This is a genomic window from Domibacillus sp. F004, assembly GCF_057814295.1.
The window spans coordinates 246,083-271,125 of sequence record NZ_JBVATB010000001.1 but is presented as its reverse complement, the minus strand read 5'-3'; the positions used below and the strand labels follow the sequence as shown (position 1 = coordinate 271,125).

Sequence of the window (25,043 nt, the reverse complement as noted above, 5' to 3'; positions counted from 1 at the left end):
GACCTCCTTTATTTACCCTCGTTGTCCTTTTTCTTTCCTGTCATATCACCAATCGCCCCGCGCATATCAGTATCCGCTGTGAGGTTCTGGATATTCAAGTAATCCATAACACCGATATTGCCCGAACGAAGCGCATCTCCCATTGCACGCGGAACATCTGCTTCTGCTTCCACAACTTTCGCACGCATTTCCTGTACTCTTGCAATCATTTCCTGTTCGTTCGCAACAGCCATCGCACGACGTTCTTCTGCTTTTGCTTGAGCAATATTTTTATCCGCTTCTGCCTGCTCTGTCTGTAGTTCGGCGCCAATATTTTTACCGATATCAACATCCGCAATATCGATTGAAAGAATTTCAAATGCTGTTCCTGAGTCTAATCCCTTGTTCAAAACAGTTTGTGAAATCATATCAGGATTTTCCAGTACTTTTTTATGGTGATCACTTGAACCAATTGTAGAGATAATTCCTTCGCCGACACGGGCAACAATTGTTTCTTCACCAGCACCACCCACGAGGCGGTCAATGTTCGCACGGACTGTAATACGTGCTTTCGCTTTTACTTCAATTCCGTTCATCGCCACACCAGCAATAAATGGTGTTTCGATTACTTTCGGGTTAACACTCATTTGAACAGCTTCAAGTACGTCACGTCCTGCAAGGTCAATTGCGGCTGCCCGCTCAAACGTTAAATCAATATTGGCACGGTGCGCAGCAATAAGTGCATTGACAACACGATCAACGTTACCACCCGCTAAATAATGACTTTCAAGCTGGTTGATCGATACATTTAGTCCTGCCTTCGACGCTTTAATGAGCGGATTCACGACACGGCTTGGAATAACCCGGCGTAAACGCATCCCGACAAGTGTAAAAATACTAATTTTCACACCAGCAGCAAGTGCAGATACCCAAAGCATAACGGGAACAAATGTAAGTAAAATACTGAGTAAAATAATCGCTACTGCAATTGCAACAAGAAGCATAATTGTACTGCTTACTACCATAATAAAACTCCTCCTTTTATTCGATTTCTCTTACAACAATTCGTGCACCTTCTGTTTTCACAATGGCCACTTCTTTACCAGCCATAATAAAAACGCCTTCTGCTACGGCGTCAATCCGCTCGCCGTCAACGACGACTGTACCAGATGGACGAAGCGGTGTTTTTGTCATACCTATTTTTCCAATTAAATCCGTACGATTTTCATTCGATACGTAGCCGTGCTCTGTATCGGTTGAATCGTTTAAAATGAATTTTTTAAAAAATTTCATTTCTTTTCCCAACACCTTTATCATTAATATCAATGCTGCTGTCGCAATAGAAAACGCAATTATTAACGAGATCGCCATCCAAAGCAAGCTTGCTCCTGCAAATAGAACACCCGCAGAAAATAGGCTTAACCCTATTAATCCAACGATTCCACCCGGCAAAATGACTTCTGCTAAAATAAACAGAATGCCAAAGACGATAAGCAGCACCGTCAAAATACCAGCCTCTCCTGATATAACATGACCTGCTGTAAATATTAGCAAGGCCAACGTGCCCACTGCACCTGGAATCCCAAAACCGGGTGTAAATAATTCCATAATAAATCCAGTCAGTATTATTGATAATAGGACGACAACAACAATCGGATTTGTCGCAAATTGAACGAATGGTCCCCCGCCATCATATGCTGTAAGCAGCATAACCGCAGCCAATATGACACTCCATCGTACATATCGAATGTATCTCACCCCCTCTCTACCGGGTCTTTTTCATTTATACGAGTTTCATATGTAAAAGGTTTCATAAAAAAGTACTTTTGAATAAAAAAGAACTGCCGTCCTAATTGGACGGCAGTTCTTTTTGTTACGACAGCTTTTGCTGAACGAGACGGTTCACTAGTGATCCATCTGCTTTGCCTTTTACCTTTGGCATAAGAGTGGCCATTACTTTCCCCATATCTGCTTTTGCCGAAGCGCCTGTTTCAGCGATTGCCTCATCGACAATGGCTGAAACTTCTTCTTCTGAAAGCTGCTCAGGCATATATTCGTTCACGTAAGTTAGTTCAGTCTGAATTTTGGCCACAAGATCCTCGCGGCCGGCTTTTTCAAACTCGTGGAGGGAGTCTTTGCGCTGTTTCACTTCGCGAGAAAGGACTGTCAGTTCTTCCTCTTCCGTCAGGTCGCGGCCGCCTGCCTTAATGCCTTCATTTTGCAATGCAGCTTTAAGCATGCGGATGACTGTCAGTTTTTCTTTCTCTTTGCTCTTCATCGCTTGCTTCATCTCGTCATTAAGACGTCCGAGAAGACTCATACTAAAACCTCCTCTTAGAACTTACGTTTACGAGCTGCTTCTGATTTCTTTTTGCGTTTCACACTTGGTTTTTCATAAAATTCGCGTTTTCTGTATTCCTGCAGGGTGCCTGTTTTAGAAACAGTTTTTTTGAAACGGCGCAGAGCATCCTCAAGCGATTCGTTTTTGCGAACAACAGTTTTTGACATTTCTTTTTCCCTCCCTCCGAACACATTACGATGGAAATTCCATGTACTGAACTATTATAATACAACGTTTTGACACGGTCAAGAAACTTTCTTTACAAAAGTTGCACAATTAATAGGCACTGTCGCCTTCTATACCCGTTACAATACCGATACTTGAGCTTGCACCGATCCGTGTTGCGCCTGCTTTAATCATTGTCATGGCATCTTGCTGTGAACGGACACCGCCTGATGCTTTTACGCCTATTTTAGATCCAACTGTTTTGCGCATTAATATGACATCATCTTCTGTTGCACCGCCAGTAGAAAAACCCGTTGATGTTTTCACATAATCGGCACCTGCCGACGCAGCAAGTTCACATGCTTTCTTCTTCTCTTTATCGGTAAGCAAACTCGTTTCAATAATGACTTTAACAAGCGCTTTTCCTTGTGCGGATGCAACAACCGCGCGAATATCTTTTTCCACTGCATCATAATCTCCATCTTTTAAAGCGCCTACGTTAATAACCATATCGACCTCTGTCGCACCTTGATCAATCGCTATTTTAGTTTCGAATGCTTTTACTTCTGTCATTGTTGCTCCGAGTGGAAACCCAATGACTGTACATATTTTTATTTCTGAGCCCTGTAAAAGTTCTGCTGATTGCTTAACACGCGAAGGATTAACACAAACAGACGCAAATCCATGATGTTTTGCTTCTTCACAAAGCTTCTCAATTTCTTCTTTTTTAGCATCTGCTTTCAATAACGTATGATCAATGGTTTTGGCTATGTTTCCAAATGTATCTGTCATCATAGGTAAACCCTCCTCTCATTGGTTGTCCATACTTTCATATCATAACACCGATGCTCTTAGGGTTCGAGAATTTTGACGAAAAAAGCTGGCAATCTGCCAGCTTTTACGCGTGTATTGTATCAAGCACCCGAACGAACTGTCCTTCGTTATACGGATAGCCTGCTTTCGTTATTTTCACTTTGACAATTTTACCGACCATTTCTTCTGTCGCTGGGAAAACAACTTTCATGTAGTTATCCGTATATCCGCTGTAAAGTCCTTCTCCACCTTCTTTAAAAGGTTCTTCTGGAATCACTTCAAGTACTTCATTCTCAAATTCTGCCGCATATTCTTTTGCCAGCTGATCAGATAAAGCGATTAATTTATGCACACGCTCGTTTTTGATTTCTTCATTAACTTGATCTTCCATACGTGCTGCCGGTGTACCCGTACGTTTTGAATAGGGAAATACGTGCAGCTCAGAGAAACGGTGTTCTTTAATGAAATTATACGTTTCCATAAATTCTTCTTCCGTTTCACCTGGAAAACCAACAATAACATCCGATGTAACAGCAAGACCAGGAAGTGCTTTTTTTAACCGATTTAAACGATCTGCAAAAAAGTCCATCGTATATTTGCGCCGCATTCTCTTTAATACCGTGTCCGAACCAGACTGAATTGGTATGTGTAAATGACGGACCACAATATTTGATTGATTAATGACTTCGATTACTTCATCTGTTAATTGACTGGCTTCGATAGATGAAATTCGAATTCGTTTCAATCCTGCTACTTTCGTTTCAAGGTCTCGTAAAAGCATAGCTAGATTATAATCTTTAAAATCAGATCCATATCCGCCTGTATGAATACCTGTTAATACAATCTCTTGATAGCCTGACTGAACGAGCTGGTTTGCCTGCCGAATAACTTCTTCTGGATCACGTGACCGCATTAGGCCACGTGCCCATGGGATGATACAAAATGTACAAAAGTTATTACAGCCTTCCTGAATTTTGAGAGAAGCGCGTGTTCTGTCAGTAAATGCCGGCACATCAAGTTCTTCATATATACGATTTTTCATAATATTGCCTACTGCATTAATCGGCTGCCGTTCTTGTTTAAATTGTTCAATATAATCGAGCATCTTTATCCGGTCCTGGGTACCTACAACGACGTCAACACCTGGAATAGCCATAATTTCAGCCGGTGATGTTTGCGCATAACAACCGGTTACACAAATAACCGCATCTGGATTTTTCCGCACGGCACGGCGAATTACCTGCCGACTTTTTTTATCCCCTGTATTTGTCACAGTACACGTATTAATTACATATACATCTGATGTTTTTTCAAAATCAGTCCGCTGATAGCCCTTTTGTTCAAATAGCTGCCAGATCGCTTCTGTTTCATAATGGTTTACTTTACAGCCTAACGTATGAAATGCCACTGTTGGCATTGTAATCACCTCTTTAATTCTAAATAAAATGAAGCAGAGGACAAGACGTATAATGGCGCTGTTTCAGCACGTAAAATTCTCGGTCCGAGTGCGCATGCAGTAAATCCGCCTTTAGTTAATTGTTCTGCCTCTTTCTCAGTAAATCCACCTTCAGGTCCAGTTACAATCAACAATCGTTTTCCTTTTGTCAACCCTTCAACTGCTTCATAAAAAGCAGACATTTTTCCAGCTTTCGCTGTTTCTTCATATGCAAATAACAGCATATCATAGTCTTTCCCACTTTCAATAACCTTTGCAAGTGAAGTAGGTTCAGACACGAATGGAATACGGCTTCTGTGGGACTGTTCTGCTGCTTCCTTAGCAATTTTTTGCCACCGCTCTGTTTTTTTTGCTCCTTTTTTTCGATCCCACTTGACGACAGAACGGCTTGCCTCAAACGGAACAAACCCGGCAGCGCCGAGTTCTGTTCCTTTCTGTATAATATATTCGAATTTATCACCTTTCACAAGACCGGTCGAAATCACGATATCTGCGGGCAATTCGACGGAACGTTCCACCCATTCTGTCACTTCGGCGGCTACTTCTGATTCCTTAATCTCGGTAATGATGGAAATAGACGTCCTTCCGTCTGGATGCACTGTATAAATACGGCTGCCCGCTTCCATCCTCATAACTCGGCTAATGTGATGAAAATCGTCACCAGTAAGGGTGATTTTATTATTATGGGGCATTCTATCTAAAAAATATCGCTGCATCGACTGCACCTCATTTTTTCATTCTACTTTTTTTGCTGCGATACATACCCAGTCTTCCATAACGACTGTTTCTTCAATAATCAATCCTGCACCTTTCATTGCCTGTTTCACATCTTCTTTTTTCTGTCCGATAATACCGGATGCAATAAATGTACCGCCCGGGCGCATAATGGATTCCACGTCATTCACAAATGAAATAATTACTTCTGCCAAAATATTCGCTACGACCACATCAGCTTTATCATCTAGGCCATCAATTAAATTATTTTTCGAAACAGAAATAATATTTTCAGCTTTATTCAACGCTACATTTTGACGTGCAGATGATACGGCTACTTCGTCCAAGTCAAGTGCTGTAACGTGTTTTGCACCAAGCAATGCTGCACCAATGGCAAGGACACCTGAACCAGTGCCGACATCCACAACATGATCTTCTTGCTTTACAAACCGCTCCAGTGCCTGCAAACACATGACAGTTGTCGGGTGAGTGCCTGTTCCAAATGCCATGCCAGGATCGAGTTCAATAATTAATTCATCTGTTGAAAATGGCTCGTACTCTTCCCATGTTGGCACAATTGTAAATCTTTCTGATATTTTGACAGGATTGTAATACTGCTTCCACGCTGTGGCCCAGTCTTCTTCATGCACTTCACTGACCGACACACGTAAATTGCCGGTATCTATTTGATATGCAGTAAGATTTTTTACCGCTTCTGTAATATCATCCACGGTTTCCGACAAAAAGCTGTTTACTGGTAAATATGCTTTAACGGCAACGCCTTCATCAGGGTAATCATCCGGATTTAGTTCGTACAATTCACCGAATAAACCGCCTTCCCGTTTTTTGTCAAGCTCTGCACGGTCTTCAATCACAACACCGCTCGCTCCTGCTTCGTGTAAAATATTCGAAATCGGCTCTACTGCATCATTGACTGTTTCAATGCAAATTTCTGACCACTTCATTCGTGCCAGCTCCTATCATGCAATTAGTCACGCTTTAATGCGCGCTTCACTTTATCGAAAAAACCATCCTCTTCGCTTAGCTGTTCTCCGCTTACTTCCGCAAACTCACGAAGAAGGTGTTTTTGTTTTTCGCTTAATTTAGTCGGTGTAATCACTTTTACATGAACATGCTGATCGCCTATACCATACCCGCGTACATTAGCTACGCCTTTGCCGCGCAAACGGAATGTCGTGCCGCTTTGTGTACCTGCCGGTATTTTCAATTTCACCTTGCCTTGAATGGTTGGTACTTCGATTTCATCACCAAGAGAGGCTTGAACGAATGTTACAGGCATTTCGCAATAAATATCGTCGCCATCCCGTTCAAATAGTTCATGCTGCATAACACGGAAAACGATATATAAATCGCCAGCCGGTCCGCCATTAATACCGGCTTCTCCTTGTCCGGAAAGACGAATTTGCTGTCCTTCATCAATACCCGCTGGTACTTTTACGTTTATTTTTTTATTTTTCGTTACACGGCCATTCCCTGCACATGTTGTACATTTTTCTTTAATCATTTTACCGGTCCCGCTACAATGAGGACATGTCCGCCGGTTAACCACACGGCCAAATGGAGTACTTTGTTCCACATTCACCTGTCCAGCACCAGCACAGTGTGAACATGTTTCCGGTGATGTACCCGGTTTTGCTCCGCTTCCATTACATGTTTTACATTCTTCTTCTCTTGGAATCGTAATATCCTTTTCCACTCCAAAAACCGCTTCTTCAAACGTTATCGTCATCGTATATTGGAGGTCATCACCTTGCCTTGGCGCATTCGGGTCGCGTCTACGTCCACCGCCGCCGCCAAAGAATGTGCTGAAGATATCATCAAATCCGCCGCCAAAACCGCTAAATCCGCCACCGCCACCAAAACCGCCTTGATTTGTTCCAGCGTGACCGAATTGATCATACTGTGCTTTTTTTGAGTCATCACTTAGCACTTCATACGCTTCGGTAATCTCTTTAAATTTTTCATCTGAATCCGGTTCTTTATTAATATCCGGATGGAATTTTTTCGATAGTTTTCGGTACGCTTTTTTAATTTCGTCTTTTGATGCACTCTTTTCAATACCGAGCACCTCATAATAATCCCTCTTGCTCATCGTTTCTCACTCCCGTTTCATTCACATAACCGCTATTTTAACATATATCGCTGCAAATATGACAGATTGTTTCACAAAAAAAGCCAAAGTCGGAAAACCGCTGACTTTGACTTTTCTTGTAGCACATACTTAGTTTTTATCTTTTGAATCGTCGACTTCTTCAAATTCAGCGTCTACAACGCCATCACCTTTTGACGTTTCTTCAGCACCTTGCTGTGCTTCAGCTTGCTTCGCTGCTTCTTCATAAAGCTTCACGGAAAACTGTTGTACAATTTCATTCAAAGCATCACGTTTTGTACGAACATCTTCAATATCATTTTTCTCAAGAGCTTCTTTTAATGCATCCTTCGCTTCATTTGCTTTTTGAAGTTCTTCTTCACCTATTTTATCTCCAAGCTCTTTCACCATATTTTCTGTTGTGAAAATAAGCTGATCAGCTTCATTTTTCAATTCAGCTTCTTCTTTAAGCTTTTTATCTGTATCTGCGTTTTCTTCTGCTTCTTTAACCATGCGTTCGATTTCGTCATCAGAAAGACCTGAAGAAGACTGGATCGTAATGTTTTGTTCTTTTTGCGTACCAAGATCTTTCGCTTTTACGTTCACAATACCATTTTTATCAATATCAAAAGTAACTTCAATTTGCGGAATGCCGCGTGGTGCTGGCGGGATGTCTGTTAATTGGAAACGACCTAGCGTTTTATTGTCTGCAGACATTGGACGTTCACCTTGAAGTACATGAATATCAACAGCTGGCTGATTGTCTGCAGCAGTTGAGAACACTTGTGACTTGGAAGTAGGGATTGTCGTATTGCGGTCGATCAATTTCGTGAACACGCCGCCCATCGTTTCAATACCGAGTGAAAGTGGCGTTACGTCAAGAAGAACAACGTCTTTTACATCACCCGTTAATACTCCGCCTTGGATAGCTGCACCCATTGCAACAACTTCATCAGGGTTAACCCCTTTATGCGGCTCTTTGCCTGTTTGTTTACGAATGGCTTCTTGCACAGCTGGAATACGGGTTGAACCACCGACAAGAATGATTTTATCAAGGTCAGATGCTGATTTGCCTGCGTCTTGAAGAGCTTGACGGACAGGGCCCATTGTACGTTCAACTAAGTTCGATGAAAGCTCATCAAATTTCGCACGTGATAATGTTGTTTCTAAATGAAGGGGGCCAGCTTCACCCGCCGTAATAAATGGCAGTGAAATTTGTGTTGATGTAACACCAGACAAATCTTTTTTCGCTTTTTCCGCTGCATCTTTCAAACGTTGCATCGCCATTTTATCTTTTGATAAATCAATTCCATTTTCTTTTTTAAATTCTTGTATGAGGTAATTGATAACGACTTCATCAAAATCATCTCCGCCTAGACGATTGTCACCGGCTGTTGAAAGAACTTCAAATACCCCATCGCCAAGTTCTAGAATCGAAACATCAAATGTGCCGCCGCCAAGGTCATAGACTAGAATCGTTTGATCTTCATCTGTTTTATCCATTCCGTATGCAAGTGCTGCCGCAGTTGGTTCGTTAATAATACGTTCAACTTCAAGACCCGCGATTTTACCAGCATCTTTGGTTGCTTGACGCTCTGCATCATTGAAGTAAGCAGGGACTGTAATGACTGCTTTACTTACTGTTTCGCCAAGATAATCTTCTGCATAAGCTTTCAAATGTTGTAAAATCATCGCTGAAATTTCTTGCGGTGAGTATTCTTTTCCTTCAATTGTTTCTTTATGACTTGTACCCATATGACGTTTAATCGACATAATTGTATTCGGGTTTGTAATGGCTTGGCGCTTCGCTACTTCTCCAACTTGACGCTCATTGTTTTTAAATGAAACAACAGACGGTGTTGTGCGATTCCCTTCTGGATTTGGAATAACTTTTGCTTCTCCGCCTTCTAGTACAGCTACACAAGAGTTTGTTGTACCAAGGTCAATTCCGATAATTTTACTCATTTTCAAATTCCCTCCTGAAATCATTTACATATAAATAATTAAATAATTATTGATTTACTTTTACCATTGAAGGCCGAATAACCCGGTCTTTCAATTTATATCCTTTTTGAAGCTCGGCCAAAATCGAATTTGGCTCCGCATTTTCATCGCTTTCGGTCATTACAGCTTGATGGACAGTCGGATCGAACGGAAGACCGACGGATTCAATCTGCTCCAAACCTTCACTTTCAAGAGCGGTTACAAGGGTTTTGTACACCATTTCAATGCCTTGTAATACAGATTTCGTTTCTTCTTGCTCCGGTGTCACTTGTAACGCGCGCTCGAAATTATCAAGCACCGGTAAAAGTTCCGTCACAAGACGCTGTGCCCGATATTTCTCCTGTGCTTCGCGATCAAGGGTAGCACGACGTCTGAAATTTTCAAAATCAGCACGAAGACGCAAATAGCGGTCTTCTGTCTCTTCAAGCTGTTTTTGGAGCATTTCTTCTTTGCTTTCTTCTGCTTCTTCTATTATTTCTTCGTTTGCTGTTTCTTCTACTTGTTCTTCTATAGAAGATTCCGTTTGTTGAATCGGATCTTCTACTGTCAATGGCTTTTGTTCTTCTGCCACTGATTCCACCTCCAAGCTAAAAATTCATTATACTATGTGCTCGTATTATACAGACGTGTTAACACATTTGTCATGTCATGGCTTAAAAAATCAACGAGTGTGATTACACGTGAATACTCCATTCGTTTCGGACCAAGAATGGCAATCGTTCCGACTGGCTCATCACCGATAGAATAGGATGCAGTAATTAAACTGCAGTCTTCCATCGCCTGTTCTGCATTTTCCGTACCGATTTTTACACGGATGCCTGCTTTTGTTGGACGGACAAGTTCGTAAATATCGCTTTCTTTTTCCATCATATCCAAGACGAGCCGAACCTTTTCAATATCCCGGAATTCCGGCTGGTTTAAAATATTTGTCTTGCCGCCAATGAAAAGTTTTCCAGTAGACGGGCCGACCGCTGCCTCCGCAAACATTTTTAACATTGTTTCATAATTTTGAAGATGTCTCTTCATCAATTCAGCGGTTTCTTTATATACCTTACCGTGAAGTTCCGATAACGGCACACCAGCTAGACGGTCATTTAAAATATTCACCATTTTTTCAATATCGGCTGCTTCAATTCTTTCCGGCAGCGAAAAAAGCCGGTTTTCAACGTGGCCTGTGTCGGTCACGATGATAGCGACAGCTGTTTCTCGATCAATTGGAATTATTTGAAACTGCTTCACTTTATGATCATTAAACTTTGGACCGAGTACGATCGATGTGTAGCTTGTCAACTCCGATAAAATGATTGCGACATTTTGCACTGCTTTTTCAAATCCATTTTGCCGATCTGCGAAAATAGAATGAATAGCGGTTTGTTCACTGTGCGCAAGTGCTCCCGGGGCAAGCAAATGATCAACGTAATAACGGTATCCTTTTTCTGATGGGACACGTCCCGATGACGTATGTGTTTTTTCCAAAAACCCCATCTCTTCAAGATCTGCCATCTCATTCCGAATTGTAGCCGGACTGTACGATACGTCCTCTTTTTTTGCAAGATTGTGCGATCCGACCGGCTGGGCGGAACGAATAAAATCATCAATAATAATTTGTAAGATGAAAAGTTGGCGATCTGTCAGCATACTTCATCACCTCTGTTAGCACTCTTTATATGGGAGTGCTAAATCTATATTTAAATTATCAAAATTAAGATAGTCTGTCAATGAGTACGCTCATATTTCCGGTTCAATTAAAAAAGATTGAAATACTTCATTGCCTAGAAATTTCCCCTCATGTGTCAGACGAATTGATTCATCGGTTACTTCCAGCAAATTTCGTTTTGTCATATTGCTGATGGCTCCTTCAAAAAGGGACAATGGATTTTCATTATATTTTTTCTCAAAGCCTGTGATCGAGACGCCCGCCATTTTACGGAGACCAAGGAACATTTCTTCTTCCATCTGTTCTCTTTTTGTCGTATGCTGGCTGCTCATACGCGGCATCTCCCCTCTTTCAAGCGGCTCCATATATTTTTTCAGCGGACCGTAGTTTGCGTATCGAACGCCTTTCACATACCCGTGTGCCCCAGCACCAAACCCGTAATATTCTTCATTATTCCAGTACGTTAAATTGTGTATACTCTCAAATCCCGATCGGGCAAAATTGCTGATTTCGTATTGATGAAGCCCGGATGCTGCCATTAGCTCCATCACAGCTTTATACATGTCTGCTTCTGTTTCTTCTTTTGGCAGCGGCAAACTTCCTTTACTCATTAAATTGTAGAAGACCGTTTTCGGTTCAATGATCAATGAATAAACAGAATAATGAGGCAGGCCGAGTTCGAGTGCTTGGCGCGTCGTGTCAAGCACATCTTCCAAAGTCTGATCCGGTAAGCCATAAATTAAATCAATGCTTACATTATCAAATCCGGCTTTTTCCGCATTACGCACCGTCTGCAACACTTCTTTTTTTGTATGCGTCCGTCCGATTCGTTTTAAATGAGCATCATTGAATGACTGTACGCCAATGCTGAGCCGATTTACGCCGTTCATTTTTAAAATGTTCATTTTGGCTGGTGTTAAATCACCTGGATTCGCTTCAAATGTATATTCTCCCCCTGACGTGAGCGGCAGATTTTGTGCGATCGATTTCACAAAATACTGAAGCTGTGTTTCATCGAGCGATGTAGGTGTCCCGCCTCCGACGAAAATCGACTTATAGCCAGATTTATTTTCCGCCATGCTCATTTCTTTATCGAGACTCTGCAAATATTGTTCCACCGGCTGGTTTTTCATAAACACTTTATTAAAATCACAGTAATGACATATGTGATGGCAAAATGGAATGTGGATGTAGGCTGCGTTTATCATGCAGTTCACGCCTTTCTGTACATAAAGGAAAGGTGCCCGAAATACGGACACCTTGTCTTTTTATTTCGTTTGATCATCCATTTTGAGAACGGCCATAAATGCCTCTTGAGGCACTTCAACCGATCCTACTTGCTTCATGCGCTTTTTCCCTTCTTTTTGCTTTTCAAGAAGCTTCCTTTTCCGAGAAATGTCACCGCCGTAACATTTAGCAAGGACGTTTTTACGCATCGCTTTAATCGTTGAACGAGCAACAATTTTATTTCCAATAGCTGCTTGAATAGGCACTTCAAATTGCTGACGCGGAATAAGTTCTTTTAATTTTTCAACGATGATTTTTCCTCGTTCATAGGCAAAATCACGGTGCACAATAAAACTGAGTGCATCGACTGTTTCCGTGTTGAGCAAAATATCCATTTTTACAAGTTTCGACTCCTTGTAGCCGATTAACTCATAATCAAACGATGCATACCCTTTCGTACCTGATTTCAACTGATCAAAGAAATCATAAACAATTTCAGAAAGCGGCATTTCATAAACAACGCTGACACGATTCGTATCAAGGTACTGCATATCGATAAAAATACCGCGTTTTCCTTGCGCTAGTTCCATTACAGTCCCAACAAAGTCATTAGGTACGATGATGGATGATTTAACATACGGTTCTTCCACGTGAGCGATTTTTTGCGGATCCGGCATGTCAGAAGGATTATCAATACGAAGTTCTTCTCCATCTGTCATCGTCACCTGATAAATTACGCTCGGCGCTGTTGTTATCAAATCAATTTTAAATTCACGTTCAATCCGTTCTTGAATAATTTCCATGTGAAGCAAACCGAGAAATCCACAGCGGAAGCCAAATCCAAGCGCCTGCGATGTTTCCGGTTCATACTGAAGGGCTGAATCATTTAATTCAAGCTTTTCCAATGCGTCACGTAAATCATTGTATTTAGAAGCATCAATCGGGTAAAGGCCACAGTATACCATTGGATTTAATTTTCGGTAGCCCGCCAGTGCTTTAGTTGCTCCATTTTTTGCTGATGTAATTGTATCACCGACCTGCGTATCACCGACATTTTTTATCGCCGCTGCTAAATATCCAACGTCTCCGACTGTCAGTTCATCACGAGGCGTTGTTTTCGGTGTGAACACACCAATTTCTGTGACGTCAAACTCTTTGCCAGTCGCCATCATTTTAATTTTATCGCCGACTTTAATTGTTCCATCGACCACGCGAATATAAGCAATAACACCCCGATATGGATCGTACAGTGAGTCAAAAATCAGCGCTGTAAGCGGCGCTTCCGGATCACCCGTTGGTGCCGGTACTTTTTCAACAACCTGCTCTAAAATCTCTTCAATCCCAATACCTGCTTTTGCAGATGCAAGCACAGCATCTGATGCATCTAGCCCAATTACGTCTTCCACTTCTTGTCGCACACGCTCAGGCTCTGCTGCCGGCAAATCAATTTTATTAATGACCGTCATAATTTCCAGGTTATTGTCAAGTGCAAGATACACATTCGCAAGTGTTTGCGCTTCAATGCCCTGTGCAGCATCAACAACAAGAATTGCCCCTTCACATGCTGCAAGGCTGCGCGATACTTCATATGTGAAGTCGACGTGTCCTGGCGTATCAATAAGATGAAAAATGTACTCAATTCCGTCTTTTGCTGTATAAGTAAGCTCGACAGCATTTAATTTAATTGTAATGCCACGTTCCCGTTCAAGATCCATTGAGTCCAGGAGCTGGCTTTTCATTTCACGCGCAGTGAGCGCATTTGTTTTTTCTAAAATACGGTCTGCGAGCGTCGATTTTCCATGATCAATATGGGCAATAATCGAGAAATTGCGGATACGCTCCTGCCGTTCTAATCTTCCGTTATCATTCATTGTTATAGTTTCACTCCTGTTATCGGCACATGTATACTATTGTGATTATATCAGCGCACTATACAATTGACAACGGACATTGAACGTGACATTTATTCATTTTGTTCCGTTTTTACAAATCGAGATAAAATATCTGCAAATGCTGCTGCACTTCGTTCCAATTCTTCCCTTGTGTTTTCTACCCCACCCATTTCAATTAATAACGCTCTTTCGGATAAGTCTTGGTTAAATTTACCATTCGTTTGACTTCCTGATTTCACAATAACACCTCGTGACAGTCCGGGATAATACTGTTCAAATAATTCATGAAGTGCTCCTGCAAAACGGGCATTTTCTTCGTAACCCTGGTGCTCACCACCAACGACAAACACCGTTTTCGCCATGCTTTTTCCATTGATTACAGCTGTTGTTACATCTTTTAACTGCGAATCCCTATGAATATCAATTAAATACTCCAGTGAAGGCCGCTGCTGCTGGGCAGAGGCGACAACTGCTCGCGATTCTTCGTATGAGGCACTATATTTTTTCCCTTTTTTATTGAGCAGTTCGCCTACATCTGTTTTGTTAACCGACACACCAATTTCTTTTTCTGCTAATTTTTTCGCAATCATGTCACCTACTTCAACAATGTGTACTGGAGCTTGTCCATTTCCAGGCGTAAATGCTTCACTTGTATGCGTAAAATAAAGAAGTACTTTTTTTTCATATAAAGCTGGCATTTGTTCTGGTTCATCATTCACTGGTGGCTGTGAAATCGATTTCGGATCCGGCTCCGCCGATTCTATCGGCATATTCGTGTAATTCGTTCCCTCACCCGCAATTAAAATACGGCCATCATAAATTGAGAATCCAGGCAGTTCTTTTCCGAGAAACGTCCGTGGATCACGTAAGCTAATGCTCGATGCTGCATGAAAAGCCGCATCCACCCATTGAAACGTACCCACTTGTTCCTTCTTTGAGGCTTTAAATGATTTGTTTTCAAATGTAAGCAGCCGGTAAAATGATGAGACTGGCAGTTCTGCCGCTGCCCTGCTCATCGACTCAGAAGAAAAATGATACGAAAAAGGCATTACAGTAAACAAACCCGCTGTCCAAAAAGGCATGACGATAAGCGCCGCACATACTGGGGCGATCCAGATCGCTGCGTTTGATTTTTTTTGCAGAAGGATACGTGCCAACCCCTTTTCACGTCTTGTCCTATATACATATGCACAAAAGAAAAAAGCAGACCGAATTTCAGCCTGCAAAAAAAGAACGCGTTTCTTCTGGTGGTCTGTCATGAAGCGCTTCGTTCAATGCGCTTGCAATAACGGCCGCTGCTCCTTGAATAAACAGATCCGCTTCCTTGGGGGTGACGATCATGTTTAACCCTGCCGGTGTGAGAACATCACTGATTAGCTGCCGCTTTTCTTCCTCACTAAGCAACCCTATATTTCCTAAAAAGGCCTGTTTCCAATTTTCACCATCTTGTCCACTTTTCTCTTCAAGATGCTTCATCACAAGTTCAACTGCATCTCGTGTAACTGTCGCAGCGTCAATAACAGTTGGAATTCCAATCGCGATAACAGGAATACCAGCTGTTTGGCGGCTAATTTCTTTTCGTCTATTGCCAATGCCGGCGCCTGGCTGAATACCTGAATCTGTCATTTGAATAGTTGCATTTAACCGTTCAATTGAACGAGATGCCAGCGCATCGACGACAATTAAAAAGTCTGGTTTCTCACGCTCTATTAATCCTAGTAAAATGTCACCTGTTTCGATGCCTGTCATGCCCATTACACCTGGTGAAATCGCGCTGACCGGACGATATCCTTCCTGCACATGTTCTGGGTGCAGTTTAAATAAATGATTTGTCACAATAAGCCGATCGGTAACGCATGGTCCAAGTGAATCCGGCGTGACTTGATCATTTCCAAGACCGGCAATTAAACATGAGGCATCTCTGCTCAACCCCGCTGATTCAATAAACACTCTGATTTCCTCAGCCAACACACGGCTAATAGAGGCATGACGGGAGGAATCAGTGCCCCGTAAGTCCTCAGATTCGACCGTTATATAAAGCCCCGGCCGCTTCCCAGTAATTCTTTCCCCTTCTTCCGTAATTGTTACCGTTGTCACAAGCGTATTTTCTCGCTGTTCTTCTTTGGACATAATTCCATCTAATTTACTGCCATGCTTTTCCTCAGCTATAAGTGCTGATTCCAGCGCCAGATCCGTTCTTATTGACCATTCTTCCATACTGCACACCTCTCTTTTTTTAATCAGTATGGCCCTCTATATAATAGTTTATTCCTTTACACATGATTCCTATTGCAATTCTCTCTTTCATTTGTTAAAATATTTCTTGTTGTTTACTTCAATAAATCAATGATAATCGGGTACGAATAAAACTTCGATCCACTTTAGGAGGTGACAGGAATGCCAAATATTAAATCTGCCATCAAACGGACAAAAACGGCGCAAACTCGTACAGCTCGCAACGCACATGCTAAATCTACAATGCGCAGTGCAGTGAAAAAGTTCGAAACAGCCGTTGCTAATAACGAGGAAAACGTAAAAGAATTGCTTGTAGAAGCAGTTAGCAAAGTTGATAAAGCTGCAGCAAAAGGTCTTATCCACAAAAATGCTGCGAACCGCCAAAAAAGCCGCCTTATGAAGAAATTGGCTAACTAATAAAAAGTGTCCGTCATGGACACTTTTTTTATTTTACCCTCATCATTGTCTGCAGCCGGAATAAAAACATCTCTATAATCATCTTCTTCTCCATTCCGCTGCTTTTCATATTATAATCACTTTCAGCAAGCAGCTGCATAATCGATGCCAGCTGTGTTTCAGAAAAAGAACGGCTTTGTCCAGAGGCAATTTTTACTCGAAATGGATGCACTTTCAATTGTCCGGCAATTTGTTGCTGCCCGTACCCTCTTTTCGATAACTCTTTTACTTGATAAATGAGCCTAAACTGACCGGCAATCACCGCTAAAATTTTCAACGGTTCTTCATTTAGACGAATTAAATCATAATAAATACGAATTGCTTCCTGCAGTTTGCCCGATACAATCTGATCCACAAGGCGAAAAATATCACTCTCAAGTGATCGTGCTGTTAACTTTGTAACTATTTCTTCCGTAATTTCGCCTCCATCACCTGCATACAGTGCTAATTTTGAAATCTCTGTTGCCAGTACAGACAAATGAAATCCTGCAATGTTTAATAGTTGATGGATAGCTGCTTCCTGTATAATAGCTCCTTCTTCCGCGGCCTTGCTTTGAATCCAGCCCGACAATTCCCGTTCTGCCGGTCGCTTTGCTTCTACTATACCTGCTTGTTTTTTGATTAATTTCGTTATTTTTTTTCGTTCATCCAGTTTTTCAAAACGAGCTTGAAAGACGAGGATCGTAAATGGAGACGGATCATTTAAATACTGCTCCAGTTTTTTTAAATCATGTTCGATTTTTGATTTTTCAGCGGTAAAAAAAAGTGGATTTTGAACAAACACCATTTTTCGTTCTCCTAAAAATGGCAATGTTTCTGCTTCTTCAATCGCCAAATCAATAGGAACTTCTGTCATATCAAATGAAATAACGTTCAAATCGGTATCATCGCCGTCCAATGCATTTTTGATTAGCAGCTTCCGTGCTTCTTCAATAAAATATTGTTCTGGTCCATATAATAAATACAATGAACGAAACCGCCTGCTTTTCAATTCCTTTAATACATCCATTCACTCTTCTCCATTCGTATACTCTCATTAATAAGCATATCCCTGCTAAGTCTCCTCTTCCCTTATCTTCTTTATTTTAGAAAAACAAAAGCTATTCCGCAAGGTGCATAACAAATGTGTACATTTTTTGTCCGACCTTAATGAAATACGTAAGAGAGTATGGATTTTTCATCGTTGTTTGTCTATACTTATATTGAAATAGGAGGGGTAATTGTGAACGAATTCGAAAAAAATGTACAATCTACACGCAACGACGCAGTTGACTCCGGAGTAGGCTTTGTTGTCTCATTCGTGTTCTTCTCTGCAATGTTTGTGCTTGCCACTGTTATTCAGCTTATTGGCTGATTATGACACAGAAAATCCGCCTACATTCAGGCGGGTTTTTTATTTTGGTGCAAGCACACTTGATATCGTTCCCTGATCTCCTTTAAAAACATATGAAATGCTGCCATGCAGATCCGTTCTAAACACCTTTACACCGGTATTTAACAAGGTTTCAAGCACTTCTGTATGTGGATGGCCATATCGGTTATTTACTCCTGCAGAAATAACGGCATATTCCGGCCGGATTGCTTCCACAAAACGGGCAGACGTCGAGGTTCGGCTACCGTGATGACCGACTTTCAACCAATCGATATCAACATGATATTCTTTCAAAAATTCATTTTCCCCTGCCGCTTCATAATCACCGGTAAACAGCCACTTTTTCCCGCCGATTTCCGCGTATAATACAAGTGAATCGTTATTCCCTTCATATTCTCTGTCATCAGGCGATAAAAACTGAAAGACCGCATCTCCTTTCGTCCACTTTTCTCCTTCCAGCCCTTCACGCACGTTCATCTTTCCAGTCGAAGCCATCATTAAAATAGGCTTCATGACATCCACACCGCCTGAACCAGGTGAAATTATGATCTCATCTGCTGGTATCGATGACAGCACTTCAGCTGCTGCACCGGCATGATCGAAATCTGCATGCGTTAAAATAAGTTTGTCCAGTCGGGTTACCCCTTTTCGTTTTAAAAAAGGCACAACGGTATCTTTTCCAACAGAAAACCCATGCGTTCGCTCTGTCCACTGTTCTTTTTCAAAAGGCAAACGCCCGCCCGTATCAATTAAATAGGTTCCTTTTCCATATGGCAGCTTAATAAAGATACTGTCTCCTTGTCCGACATCAATAAAAGTTACTTCTCCTTCAGAAGAAAACCGGCTCATTCCGGTCATCATACTAAGCAGCAAGCTACAAATCAACAAGCTGTACCGGACCGTATTCACTTTTTCCCACAATAAAAATGATGCAATAACCACGCTAGCAGCAAGCACGGTCCATTGTACATCCGGCTGCCCCGTGACAAGAACCGCAAACGGAAGATCCGCCATTTCCGCAGCCAAGCCATCCATCATTTTCAGCAACACATTTAAAGGATCCGTTATCATCCGTACAGATATTAGAAAAGAAAGAGCAAATGCTGCAAAAAGTGCCGGCAACATCACGGCCGAATAAAACGGTACAAATAATAAGTTGGCCGCCGGTGCAATAATCGAAAGCTCAGAAAAGTGGTAAATTAAAAAAGGCAGGGCAGCCATTTGTGACAAAACCGAGACAGCCACTGACAATTCAACTGCATTCCGGCACCGTTTTAAAATGGCGCCTGTGCATAAAACGAGTGCCCATGTAACCGCATAGGATAGTTGAAATCCCGCTTGAAATACTTGATAAGGATCCAGCGCTATCATAGCGATAAACACCGCTCCAAGCGCTGATGCCGGCTTCAGACGTACATGTGAAGATGCCGCAGCTAAAATAGCTCCCGTCATAAAGCAGGCGCGAACAACAGGCGGCGAGGCTCCGGTTAAAAGCGCATAAAGCGGCAATGCCATTAAAATGATCATCCTCGCCCGCTCACGTGTAATACCCATGCGGATAAGTCCGTAAAATAGCATTCCTGACAGCAACGTAACATGCAAGCCCGAAATCGATAAAATATGAACGATGCCCAGCCGTTCGTAATCTTCATTCACATCTTTACTACTCGACAACCGATCGCCAAATAAAAGCGCAGCAGCTGTCGCATTAAGCGGTTCTGGAAACTGTTGATGAACTCGTTCAAGTGCGGCAGCGCGCCACTTGGCAGGCGCATAACGGATGGAATTATTCATGATGCATTGATCTGTGGAGATTGAATCAGGAGTTAAAATAAAATAGATATGGTTAGTGGATAAATAGGCCCGGTAATTAAACTCTCCGGCATTCCTTGCCTCGTTTGGCTTTTTAGCTTCTGCCTTCATACGGCACGTCAAACCCGGAGACAGGACCGCCGCCATGTGCTGTTGATCTTCTTCCGATTCTATTCGATAGGAAAGATGGAAAGGCTCACCGGTCCGAACATCTTTCACGCCAGCATGCAACCGGTCACCGTCAATTCGGACATTGTCCGTAAAAACAACAGTCCATTCTACTTCTTCACCGGTAAATTGTGAGAGATGACGTGCCTCATGAAGCAGCGTAGTTCCGTAAAATAAGAGCAGCCCGGCTGCCATAAATAGACGATCTCGATGATCTGCTCTTATCCAAAGTGCAACAGACAATATAAAGAAAAAAAGAAGGATAAAAACCGGTGCATGAAGCGCATATAAAACTGAAAAAAGCGCTGCAACGCCGATTCGAAGACATGTCATTCACACCATCCTTTTAATTTATTGAAGGTACATGTAAGACGTCAATATCTCTCAAAAAGTAGCTGTTCCATTTATTTGGATACGCATTTCGGTACACAATTCGCTCAATTCCAGCTTGAGCAAGTGTTTTTGCACAATTTTCACAAGGTTCATGAGTAACATAAGCCGAAGCCCCTTTTAACTTGTCACGCTCCGCATGCAGTACTGCATTTAATTCAGCGTGCAGGCAACGGATACAACGTCCTTGCTCAGACAATAAGCATCCTGCTTCATCACAATGTTCATGCCCGTGAATCGAGCCGTTATATCCGGTTGACACGATATGTTTATCATTAACAATCACACATCCAACATTTAACCGGTTGCATGTAGAGCGTGTAGCCACAGCCTCTGCGATAGTCAAAAAATATTCATCCCAGCTTTTCCTTTCCATAAAAACCCTCTTTTCTGTCTTTCCCGATCTTCGCCGGTTTCTGCTTTTAGTTTAGCGACAAATCGCAAGTTCCGTCAAATTCATATTTATTGCACCGTAATGAGGGGTTCTAGCTTTTCAAACGTTTTATCTCCAATTCCCGACACATTTTTCAATTCTTCCGCGGCCGCAAACGGACCTTCTGTTTCCCTGAAATCAATGATCGCCTGTGCCTTTGCTTCGCCAACACCAGGAAGTTCCTGTAACCCGGATAAATCCGCCGTGTTAATATTAATAAGGGCCCCTTCTGCTGCCCTGCTTCCTGCCGGGGCAGATGAAACGATGACTGGCGGCACATCTTCCCCTTTTATCGGCACATAAATGATCATCTCGTCCTGCACTTTTTGTGCTAAATTTACTGCTGCAGCATCCGCTGTTTCCGTCAACCCACCTGCTTTATTAATCGCGTCATTCACCCTTTGATCACTCGTCATCATATAAATGCCAGGCATTGTGACTGCTCCCTTTACATCAATCGCTACTTCAACCGGCATCGCTTCTTCAGTTGGTATTTCTTCTGACACCACTTTTACAGGTGCTTCTTCAACTAGCGCAGGTTCAGGAGGGACCGTTTCTTCTTCCGTTAAACTATACAGCCAAAACATAAGAACAGCTAGACCTCCCGCTGCTGGAATTTTGTACTTGTGAATAAGTTGTTTCATATCCATGTTCGATCCTCCACTTCAACTGGAATAAATCATTTTTTTATACGTATAGTTAAAAGATGAACAGGAGGGAGAATACGCTATGAACATCGGGATTGTCGGGACAGGGAGCATCGGTACAGTACTGGCTGAATCATTCATTACATCCGATACCATTTCACCTGAATTTCTTTACGTGTACAATCGTTCAATTGAAAAAGCACACCGTCTACAACAGGCTTTTCCAGGTATTCATGTTTGCCAAAATGTAAAACAAGTAGCGGAACAGGCAAAACTACTATTCATTTCTGTTCGCCAGCCGGATTTAAAACCTCTTCTTGAATCCATTGCTCCGTATGTCACAGCAGATCACTGCCTCATCTCTACTGCAAGTGCAGTCTCAACAGCACAAATGGAGTCCGTTCTTCCATGCTCTTGTGCACGGGTCATTCCTGCCGTCACAAACACCGTTTCCGCCGGTGGCATCCTTTATTCATTCGGGGACTCATGCGGAATAGACTGGAAGAAAAAAGTCATCCATTTATTAGATCAGATAGCTGGTGCTTCATTTGAAACGAACGATGAGATGATTCGGGCAGCATCTGATTTAACGGGTTGCGGACCTGCTTTTTTTTCCAAAATGGCAAGTATGTACGCAAGTGAAGCGATGAAATACGGGCTTACAGATGAAGAGGCAGAAAAAATGTCGGTGCATATGATGATCGGTCTTGGAGAGTTGTTAAAAAAGAAAAATTGGTCATTGGAGATGCTGACAGAGCGGACTGCTGCTAAAGGCGGTGTAACTGGGCGCGGAATTGTGGTCATCGAGGAATTTGCTGGCGACCTGTTTTCATCGCTATGCAAAATGACGCAGCAAAAAGCCGCTGAAGACAGAAAAGAGGCATCTGCCGCTTTTGGCATTAATACATCAATTCGACAAGATTAACTCAGTTCCTTCCTCTTTACAAAGTCTTTACAAAGCAAAAAAGAACAGCTGTTTAGCTGCTCTTTTTTGCTTTGAAAAAAATTCGTTCTGATTCATTTGTTGGCGCATCATTTGTAAAATCGGCGCTAACGGCTTCGATTATAAAACCCGCTTCAATCAACCACTCTTTATACAAGTCAGGCGGAAATGTGCGCTGATAATGAAGCTCATCAAATCGTTCATATAAGCCATTTTCTATTCGGACAAAAAAGGTTAATTCATGCTCAACACTATTTTCTTTTTCTCCCGGAAAAGAATTCCATATAAACGAAATATCTTCCCTCGCGTCCGCAAATGTCTGTGATTGAAACACATGATTGATTTTGTGTGTGGAATGCACATCAAATAAAAACAGGCCGCCCTTTTCAAGGTGATTATACACAGATTGAAACGTTTTTTTTACATCATCTTCTGATTCTAAATAATTAAGCGAGTCACAAAAAATAACCGCCGTTTGGAATAAGCCAACGCCTTCAAGTTCTCTCATGTCTTGTTGATAAAGAGGAATAGACAGCTGTTTTCCATCTGCTTTTTCACGGGCAATCGCTAACATCTCATCTGATAAATCAATACCCGTTACATTAAAACCTGCTTGCACAAAACGAACCGCCAATTCCCCTGTCCCGCAGCCAATATCGATCACGCGTCCGGGCTGTGCTTCTAAACATAGCATTGCTGTCCATTCATCGTACGGCGCGTCCTGCATAAGCGAATCATAAACAGACGCAAACCGATTGTAACTCATGACGTTAAAACATCGACGTGCGGTGCATCGCCCCATAGACGTTCCAAATTGTAATACACGCGCTCATCCCGGTGGAAAACATGTACGACGACGTCGCCAATATCAATTAATACCCAGCGGGCTTCGTCAAACCCTTCCATACGTTTAACGTCCACACCAAATTCTTCAGCTTTATCTTTTACTTCACGGGCAATGGCTTGCACTTGCTTGTCAGAATTACCGTGGCAAATAACAAAGTAATCGGCAACTGGTGAAATTCCTGCCATATTCAATGCGGTAATATTTTCCGCCCGCTTATCATCTGCCGCTTTTGTCACTGCATGTAAAATCATTTGTTGTTCTGTCAATTAAACATCGTCTCCATTCTGAATAAAGTCATTGTACGTATCTAATGTCATAGGGAATACCGGTTGTTGTTTGCTTATTAAAAAAAGAATTGAATTTTTAACAGCGGCAAAAACCGCTTTATCTAAATGAAGAGCAGCCAAAGCACGAACATCATCTACTCCTGGAAAGCGGCGGCCCGGTTCAATGTAATCAGCTAGATAAACGATTTTTTCCAACTTTGTCATACCCGGTCGCCCAGTCGTATGCCAGCGAATCGCTGATAGAACCTCTTCATCCATGATCCCTGCTTCTTTTTGAACAAGTAATGCTCCAACTGGTGCATGCCACAATTCATGATGAAAGTGCAACAGCCGTGCATCTATCTTCTCCTCAAGCAATAATTGCTTCATTTCTTCTTTTGGACGGAATTTCGCGTAATCATGAAAAATAGCCGCTATTTCTGCTTTTTTTACGTCTGCTCCATACGTTTGAGCTAGCTGGACCGCCGTTTCCATTACACCGATTGTGTGTTCGTATCTTTTGTCTGTCAACTTTGCTTTGACAAGTTCAAGTGCTTCACTCTGCTCCATAAAGACCATTCTCCTCTATATAGCGGATAACATCATCTGGCAATAAATACAAAAGCGAGTCTCCTTTTGCCGCTCTTTCACGCAGAACAGTGGACGACAAATGAATTTCAGGCGTTTCAACGAGCGTAACCTGGTAAGGGGTCTCTGTTGAATAACCTGGACGCTTCACCCCGACAAAGTTGATCATTTGGGCTAATTCATCAATTTCTTGCCAATTCGGTAAATACTCGATCATGTCTGCACCAATAATAAAATAAAATAATGCATCCGGTTCCTTCCTCATTAATTCCCTCATCGTATCAATTGTATACGAGACACCGGCACGGTTTATCTCAGCTGTTTCTACACGAAAAAGCTCATTTCCTTTTATCGCAAGTTCTGTCATCCGCAGCCGTGCTTCATCGCTTACATGACCGTCTAACTTTTTATGCGGAGGTACCGAATTTGGCATAAACCGCACTTCATCAAGATCCAGCGTATGCAGCACCTCGTTGGCCATCACTAAATGTCCAATATGAGGGGGATTAAATGTTCCACCCATTATCC

Annotated in this window: 27 protein-coding genes; 3 read left to right on the top strand and 24 right to left on the bottom strand. The window is 42.1% G+C overall.

Annotated features, from left to right (window positions below; translation table 11 throughout):
* Positions 1 to 8 precede the first annotated feature (8 nt).
* The 16 genes from floA to gpr all read right to left on the bottom strand — a co-directional run bounded on the left by floA (position 9) and on the right by gpr (position 16,575).
* Entirely contained in the window at positions 9 to 1,004 is a 996-nt protein-coding gene (gene floA / locus ACZYRN_RS01445) for a flotillin-like protein FloA (RefSeq protein WP_488909725.1), read from the bottom strand.
* 16 nt (positions 1,005 to 1,020) lie between these two features.
* Positions 1,021 to 1,701: an NfeD family protein gene (locus tag ACZYRN_RS01440; RefSeq protein ID WP_488909724.1), complete on the bottom strand. Its 681-nt coding sequence runs from the start codon at positions 1,699 to 1,701 to the stop codon at positions 1,021 to 1,023.
* A gap of 151 nt (positions 1,702 to 1,852) precedes the next feature.
* Positions 1,853 to 2,299, bottom strand: coding sequence for a GatB/YqeY domain-containing protein (locus tag ACZYRN_RS01435; RefSeq protein ID WP_488909723.1), 447 nt, complete (start codon positions 2,297 to 2,299; stop codon positions 1,853 to 1,855).
* 14 nt (positions 2,300 to 2,313) lie between these two features.
* Positions 2,314 to 2,487, bottom strand: a complete 174-nt coding sequence (gene rpsU, locus ACZYRN_RS01430) for a 30S ribosomal protein S21 (RefSeq protein ID WP_018393973.1) — start codon at positions 2,485 to 2,487, stop codon at positions 2,314 to 2,316.
* Between the two features lie 109 nt (positions 2,488 to 2,596).
* Positions 2,597 to 3,280 (bottom strand): deoxyribose-phosphate aldolase, encoded by a 684-nt coding sequence (gene deoC, locus ACZYRN_RS01425; RefSeq protein WP_488909722.1) that lies wholly within the window; start codon positions 3,278 to 3,280, stop codon positions 2,597 to 2,599.
* Between the two features lie 103 nt (positions 3,281 to 3,383).
* Complete coding sequence (gene mtaB / locus ACZYRN_RS01420; protein WP_488909721.1) at positions 3,384 to 4,715, bottom strand: tRNA (N(6)-L-threonylcarbamoyladenosine(37)-C(2))-methylthiotransferase MtaB; 1,332 nt, start codon at positions 4,713 to 4,715, stop codon at positions 3,384 to 3,386.
* A gap of 5 nt (positions 4,716 to 4,720) precedes the next feature.
* The gene (locus ACZYRN_RS01415) at positions 4,721 to 5,470 is read right to left on the bottom strand and encodes a 16S rRNA (uracil(1498)-N(3))-methyltransferase (RefSeq protein WP_488909720.1); all 750 of its coding nucleotides are present in this window, start codon (positions 5,468 to 5,470) and stop codon (positions 4,721 to 4,723) included.
* Positions 5,471 to 5,488: 18 nt separating this feature from the next.
* Positions 5,489 to 6,433: a 50S ribosomal protein L11 methyltransferase gene (gene prmA / locus ACZYRN_RS01410; RefSeq protein WP_488909719.1), complete on the bottom strand. Its 945-nt coding sequence runs from the start codon at positions 6,431 to 6,433 to the stop codon at positions 5,489 to 5,491.
* Between the two features lie 23 nt (positions 6,434 to 6,456).
* Positions 6,457 to 7,581 (bottom strand): molecular chaperone DnaJ, encoded by a 1,125-nt coding sequence (dnaJ, locus tag ACZYRN_RS01405; protein WP_488909718.1) that lies wholly within the window; start codon positions 7,579 to 7,581, stop codon positions 6,457 to 6,459.
* A 129-nt stretch (positions 7,582 to 7,710) separates the two neighbouring features.
* On the bottom strand, positions 7,711 to 9,543 hold the full coding sequence (gene dnaK / locus ACZYRN_RS01400; RefSeq protein ID WP_488909717.1) for a molecular chaperone DnaK: 1,833 nt from the start codon (positions 9,541 to 9,543) through the stop codon (positions 7,711 to 7,713).
* A 46-nt stretch (positions 9,544 to 9,589) separates the two neighbouring features.
* Positions 9,590 to 10,153 carry a nucleotide exchange factor GrpE gene (gene grpE / locus ACZYRN_RS01395; RefSeq protein WP_488909716.1) on the bottom strand — a complete coding sequence of 188 codons (564 nt, stop codon included), beginning with the start codon at positions 10,151 to 10,153 and terminating at the stop codon, positions 9,590 to 9,592.
* A 32-nt stretch (positions 10,154 to 10,185) separates the two neighbouring features.
* Entirely contained in the window at positions 10,186 to 11,220 is a 1,035-nt protein-coding gene (hrcA, locus tag ACZYRN_RS01390) for a heat-inducible transcriptional repressor HrcA (RefSeq protein WP_488909715.1), read from the bottom strand.
* 90 nt (positions 11,221 to 11,310) lie between these two features.
* Positions 11,311 to 12,447 (bottom strand): radical SAM family heme chaperone HemW, encoded by a 1,137-nt coding sequence (gene hemW, locus ACZYRN_RS01385; RefSeq protein ID WP_488909714.1) that lies wholly within the window; start codon positions 12,445 to 12,447, stop codon positions 11,311 to 11,313.
* A gap of 60 nt (positions 12,448 to 12,507) precedes the next feature.
* Positions 12,508 to 14,337 carry a translation elongation factor 4 gene (lepA, locus tag ACZYRN_RS01380; protein WP_488909713.1) on the bottom strand — a complete coding sequence of 610 codons (1,830 nt, stop codon included), beginning with the start codon at positions 14,335 to 14,337 and terminating at the stop codon, positions 12,508 to 12,510.
* 92 nt (positions 14,338 to 14,429) lie between these two features.
* The gene (gene spoIIP, locus ACZYRN_RS01375; RefSeq protein WP_488909712.1) at positions 14,430 to 15,617 is read right to left on the bottom strand and encodes a stage II sporulation protein P; all 1,188 of its coding nucleotides are present in this window, start codon (positions 15,615 to 15,617) and stop codon (positions 14,430 to 14,432) included.
* Positions 15,574 to 16,575 carry a GPR endopeptidase gene (gene gpr, locus ACZYRN_RS01370; RefSeq protein WP_488909711.1) on the bottom strand — a complete coding sequence of 334 codons (1,002 nt, stop codon included), beginning with the start codon at positions 16,573 to 16,575 and terminating at the stop codon, positions 15,574 to 15,576. The genes spoIIP and gpr overlap by 44 nt, the downstream gene beginning before the upstream one ends.
* Positions 16,576 to 16,755: 180 nt before the next feature.
* Between gpr and rpsT the strand changes: the two genes are divergently transcribed.
* The gene (gene rpsT, locus ACZYRN_RS01365) at positions 16,756 to 17,010 is read left to right on the top strand and encodes a 30S ribosomal protein S20 (protein WP_488909710.1); all 255 of its coding nucleotides are present in this window, start codon (positions 16,756 to 16,758) and stop codon (positions 17,008 to 17,010) included.
* Positions 17,011 to 17,038: 28 nt separating this feature from the next.
* On the opposite strand, the gene holA is transcribed toward rpsT, so the two are convergent.
* Positions 17,039 to 18,058, bottom strand: coding sequence for a DNA polymerase III subunit delta (holA, locus tag ACZYRN_RS01360; protein WP_488909709.1), 1,020 nt, complete (start codon positions 18,056 to 18,058; stop codon positions 17,039 to 17,041).
* Between the two features lie 213 nt (positions 18,059 to 18,271).
* Between holA and ACZYRN_RS01355 the strand changes: the two genes are divergently transcribed.
* Complete coding sequence (locus ACZYRN_RS01355; protein WP_488909708.1) at positions 18,272 to 18,403, top strand: YqzM family protein; 132 nt, start codon at positions 18,272 to 18,274, stop codon at positions 18,401 to 18,403.
* 39 nt (positions 18,404 to 18,442) lie between these two features.
* Here the strand turns inward: ACZYRN_RS01355 and ACZYRN_RS01350 are convergent, their stop codons facing one another.
* From ACZYRN_RS01350 to ACZYRN_RS01340, 3 genes are all read right to left on the bottom strand, one after another.
* Positions 18,443 to 20,734 carry a DNA internalization-related competence protein ComEC/Rec2 gene (locus ACZYRN_RS01350; protein ID WP_488909707.1) on the bottom strand — a complete coding sequence of 764 codons (2,292 nt, stop codon included), beginning with the start codon at positions 20,732 to 20,734 and terminating at the stop codon, positions 18,443 to 18,445.
* A 13-nt stretch (positions 20,735 to 20,747) separates the two neighbouring features.
* The gene (locus ACZYRN_RS01345) at positions 20,748 to 21,167 is read right to left on the bottom strand and encodes a deoxycytidylate deaminase (RefSeq protein WP_488909706.1); all 420 of its coding nucleotides are present in this window, start codon (positions 21,165 to 21,167) and stop codon (positions 20,748 to 20,750) included.
* Positions 21,168 to 21,253: 86 nt separating this feature from the next.
* Positions 21,254 to 21,874 (bottom strand): ComEA family DNA-binding protein, encoded by a 621-nt coding sequence (locus ACZYRN_RS01340; RefSeq protein ID WP_488909705.1) that lies wholly within the window; start codon positions 21,872 to 21,874, stop codon positions 21,254 to 21,256.
* 79 nt (positions 21,875 to 21,953) lie between these two features.
* Between ACZYRN_RS01340 and ACZYRN_RS01335 the strand changes: the two genes are divergently transcribed.
* Positions 21,954 to 22,796, top strand: coding sequence for a pyrroline-5-carboxylate reductase dimerization domain-containing protein (locus ACZYRN_RS01335; protein ID WP_488909704.1), 843 nt, complete (start codon positions 21,954 to 21,956; stop codon positions 22,794 to 22,796).
* 52 nt (positions 22,797 to 22,848) lie between these two features.
* On the opposite strand, the gene ACZYRN_RS01330 is transcribed toward ACZYRN_RS01335, so the two are convergent.
* The 4 genes from ACZYRN_RS01330 to ACZYRN_RS01315 are packed head-to-tail and all read right to left on the bottom strand — an operon-like array spanning position 22,849 to position 25,038.
* Positions 22,849 to 23,580: a class I SAM-dependent DNA methyltransferase gene (locus tag ACZYRN_RS01330; protein ID WP_488909703.1), complete on the bottom strand. Its 732-nt coding sequence runs from the start codon at positions 23,578 to 23,580 to the stop codon at positions 22,849 to 22,851.
* A complete protein-coding gene (gene rsfS / locus ACZYRN_RS01325) occupies positions 23,577 to 23,912 on the bottom strand; it encodes a ribosome silencing factor (protein WP_488910514.1) in 336 nt (111 codons plus the stop codon). The genes ACZYRN_RS01330 and rsfS overlap by 4 nt, the downstream gene beginning before the upstream one ends.
* 15 nt (positions 23,913 to 23,927) lie before the next feature.
* Positions 23,928 to 24,497, bottom strand: coding sequence for a bis(5'-nucleosyl)-tetraphosphatase (symmetrical) YqeK (yqeK, locus tag ACZYRN_RS01320; RefSeq protein WP_488909702.1), 570 nt, complete (start codon positions 24,495 to 24,497; stop codon positions 23,928 to 23,930).
* A complete protein-coding gene (locus ACZYRN_RS01315; protein ID WP_488909701.1) occupies positions 24,484 to 25,038 on the bottom strand; it encodes a nicotinate-nucleotide adenylyltransferase in 555 nt (184 codons plus the stop codon). The genes yqeK and ACZYRN_RS01315 overlap by 14 nt, the downstream gene beginning before the upstream one ends.
* Positions 25,039 to 25,043: the final 5 nt, after the last annotated feature.

What these genes read in the sequence shown, in the direction of transcription:
- spoIIP (WP_488909712.1), bottom strand. Translation starts at nt 15,617, where the DNA reads ATGACAGACCACCAGAAGAAACGCGTTCTTTTTTTGCAGGCTGAAATT.
- ACZYRN_RS01345 (WP_488909706.1), bottom strand. Translation starts at nt 21,167, where the DNA reads ATGGAAAGGAAAAGCTGGGATGAATATTTTTTGACTATCGCAGAGGCT.
- hrcA (WP_488909715.1), bottom strand. Translation starts at nt 11,220, where the DNA reads ATGCTGACAGATCGCCAACTTTTCATCTTACAAATTATTATTGATGAT.
- holA (WP_488909709.1), bottom strand. Translation starts at nt 18,058, where the DNA reads ATGGATGTATTAAAGGAATTGAAAAGCAGGCGGTTTCGTTCATTGTAT.
- ACZYRN_RS01335 (WP_488909704.1), top strand. Translation starts at nt 21,954, where the DNA reads ATGAACATCGGGATTGTCGGGACAGGGAGCATCGGTACAGTACTGGCT.
- dnaK (WP_488909717.1), bottom strand. Translation starts at nt 9,543, where the DNA reads ATGAGTAAAATTATCGGAATTGACCTTGGTACAACAAACTCTTGTGTA.
- ACZYRN_RS01330 (WP_488909703.1), bottom strand. Translation starts at nt 23,580, where the DNA reads ATGAGTTACAATCGGTTTGCGTCTGTTTATGATTCGCTTATGCAGGAC.
- ACZYRN_RS01315 (WP_488909701.1), bottom strand. Translation starts at nt 25,038, where the DNA reads ATGGGTGGAACATTTAATCCCCCTCATATTGGACATTTAGTGATGGCC.
- yqeK (WP_488909702.1), bottom strand. Translation starts at nt 24,497, where the DNA reads ATGGAGCAGAGTGAAGCACTTGAACTTGTCAAAGCAAAGTTGACAGAC.
- ACZYRN_RS01415 (WP_488909720.1), bottom strand. Translation starts at nt 5,470, where the DNA reads ATGCAGCGATATTTTTTAGATAGAATGCCCCATAATAATAAAATCACC.
- rpsT (WP_488909710.1), top strand. Translation starts at nt 16,756, where the DNA reads ATGCCAAATATTAAATCTGCCATCAAACGGACAAAAACGGCGCAAACT.
- dnaJ (WP_488909718.1), bottom strand. Translation starts at nt 7,581, where the DNA reads ATGAGCAAGAGGGATTATTATGAGGTGCTCGGTATTGAAAAGAGTGCA.
- ACZYRN_RS01350 (WP_488909707.1), bottom strand. Translation starts at nt 20,734, where the DNA reads ATGACATGTCTTCGAATCGGCGTTGCAGCGCTTTTTTCAGTTTTATAT.
- ACZYRN_RS01435 (WP_488909723.1), bottom strand. Translation starts at nt 2,299, where the DNA reads ATGAGTCTTCTCGGACGTCTTAATGACGAGATGAAGCAAGCGATGAAG.
- ACZYRN_RS01340 (WP_488909705.1), bottom strand. Translation starts at nt 21,874, where the DNA reads ATGGATATGAAACAACTTATTCACAAGTACAAAATTCCAGCAGCGGGA.
- mtaB (WP_488909721.1), bottom strand. Translation starts at nt 4,715, where the DNA reads ATGCCAACAGTGGCATTTCATACGTTAGGCTGTAAAGTAAACCATTAT.
- hemW (WP_488909714.1), bottom strand. Translation starts at nt 12,447, where the DNA reads ATGATAAACGCAGCCTACATCCACATTCCATTTTGCCATCACATATGT.
- floA (WP_488909725.1), bottom strand. Translation starts at nt 1,004, where the DNA reads ATGGTAGTAAGCAGTACAATTATGCTTCTTGTTGCAATTGCAGTAGCG.
- gpr (WP_488909711.1), bottom strand. Translation starts at nt 16,575, where the DNA reads ATGGAAGAATGGTCAATAAGAACGGATCTGGCGCTGGAATCAGCACTT.
- rpsU (WP_018393973.1), bottom strand. Translation starts at nt 2,487, where the DNA reads ATGTCAAAAACTGTTGTTCGCAAAAACGAATCGCTTGAGGATGCTCTG.
- deoC (WP_488909722.1), bottom strand. Translation starts at nt 3,280, where the DNA reads ATGATGACAGATACATTTGGAAACATAGCCAAAACCATTGATCATACG.
- lepA (WP_488909713.1), bottom strand. Translation starts at nt 14,337, where the DNA reads ATGAATGATAACGGAAGATTAGAACGGCAGGAGCGTATCCGCAATTTC.
- prmA (WP_488909719.1), bottom strand. Translation starts at nt 6,433, where the DNA reads ATGAAGTGGTCAGAAATTTGCATTGAAACAGTCAATGATGCAGTAGAG.
- rsfS (WP_488910514.1), bottom strand. Translation starts at nt 23,912, where the DNA reads ATGATTTTACATGCAGTGACAAAAGCGGCAGATGATAAGCGGGCGGAA.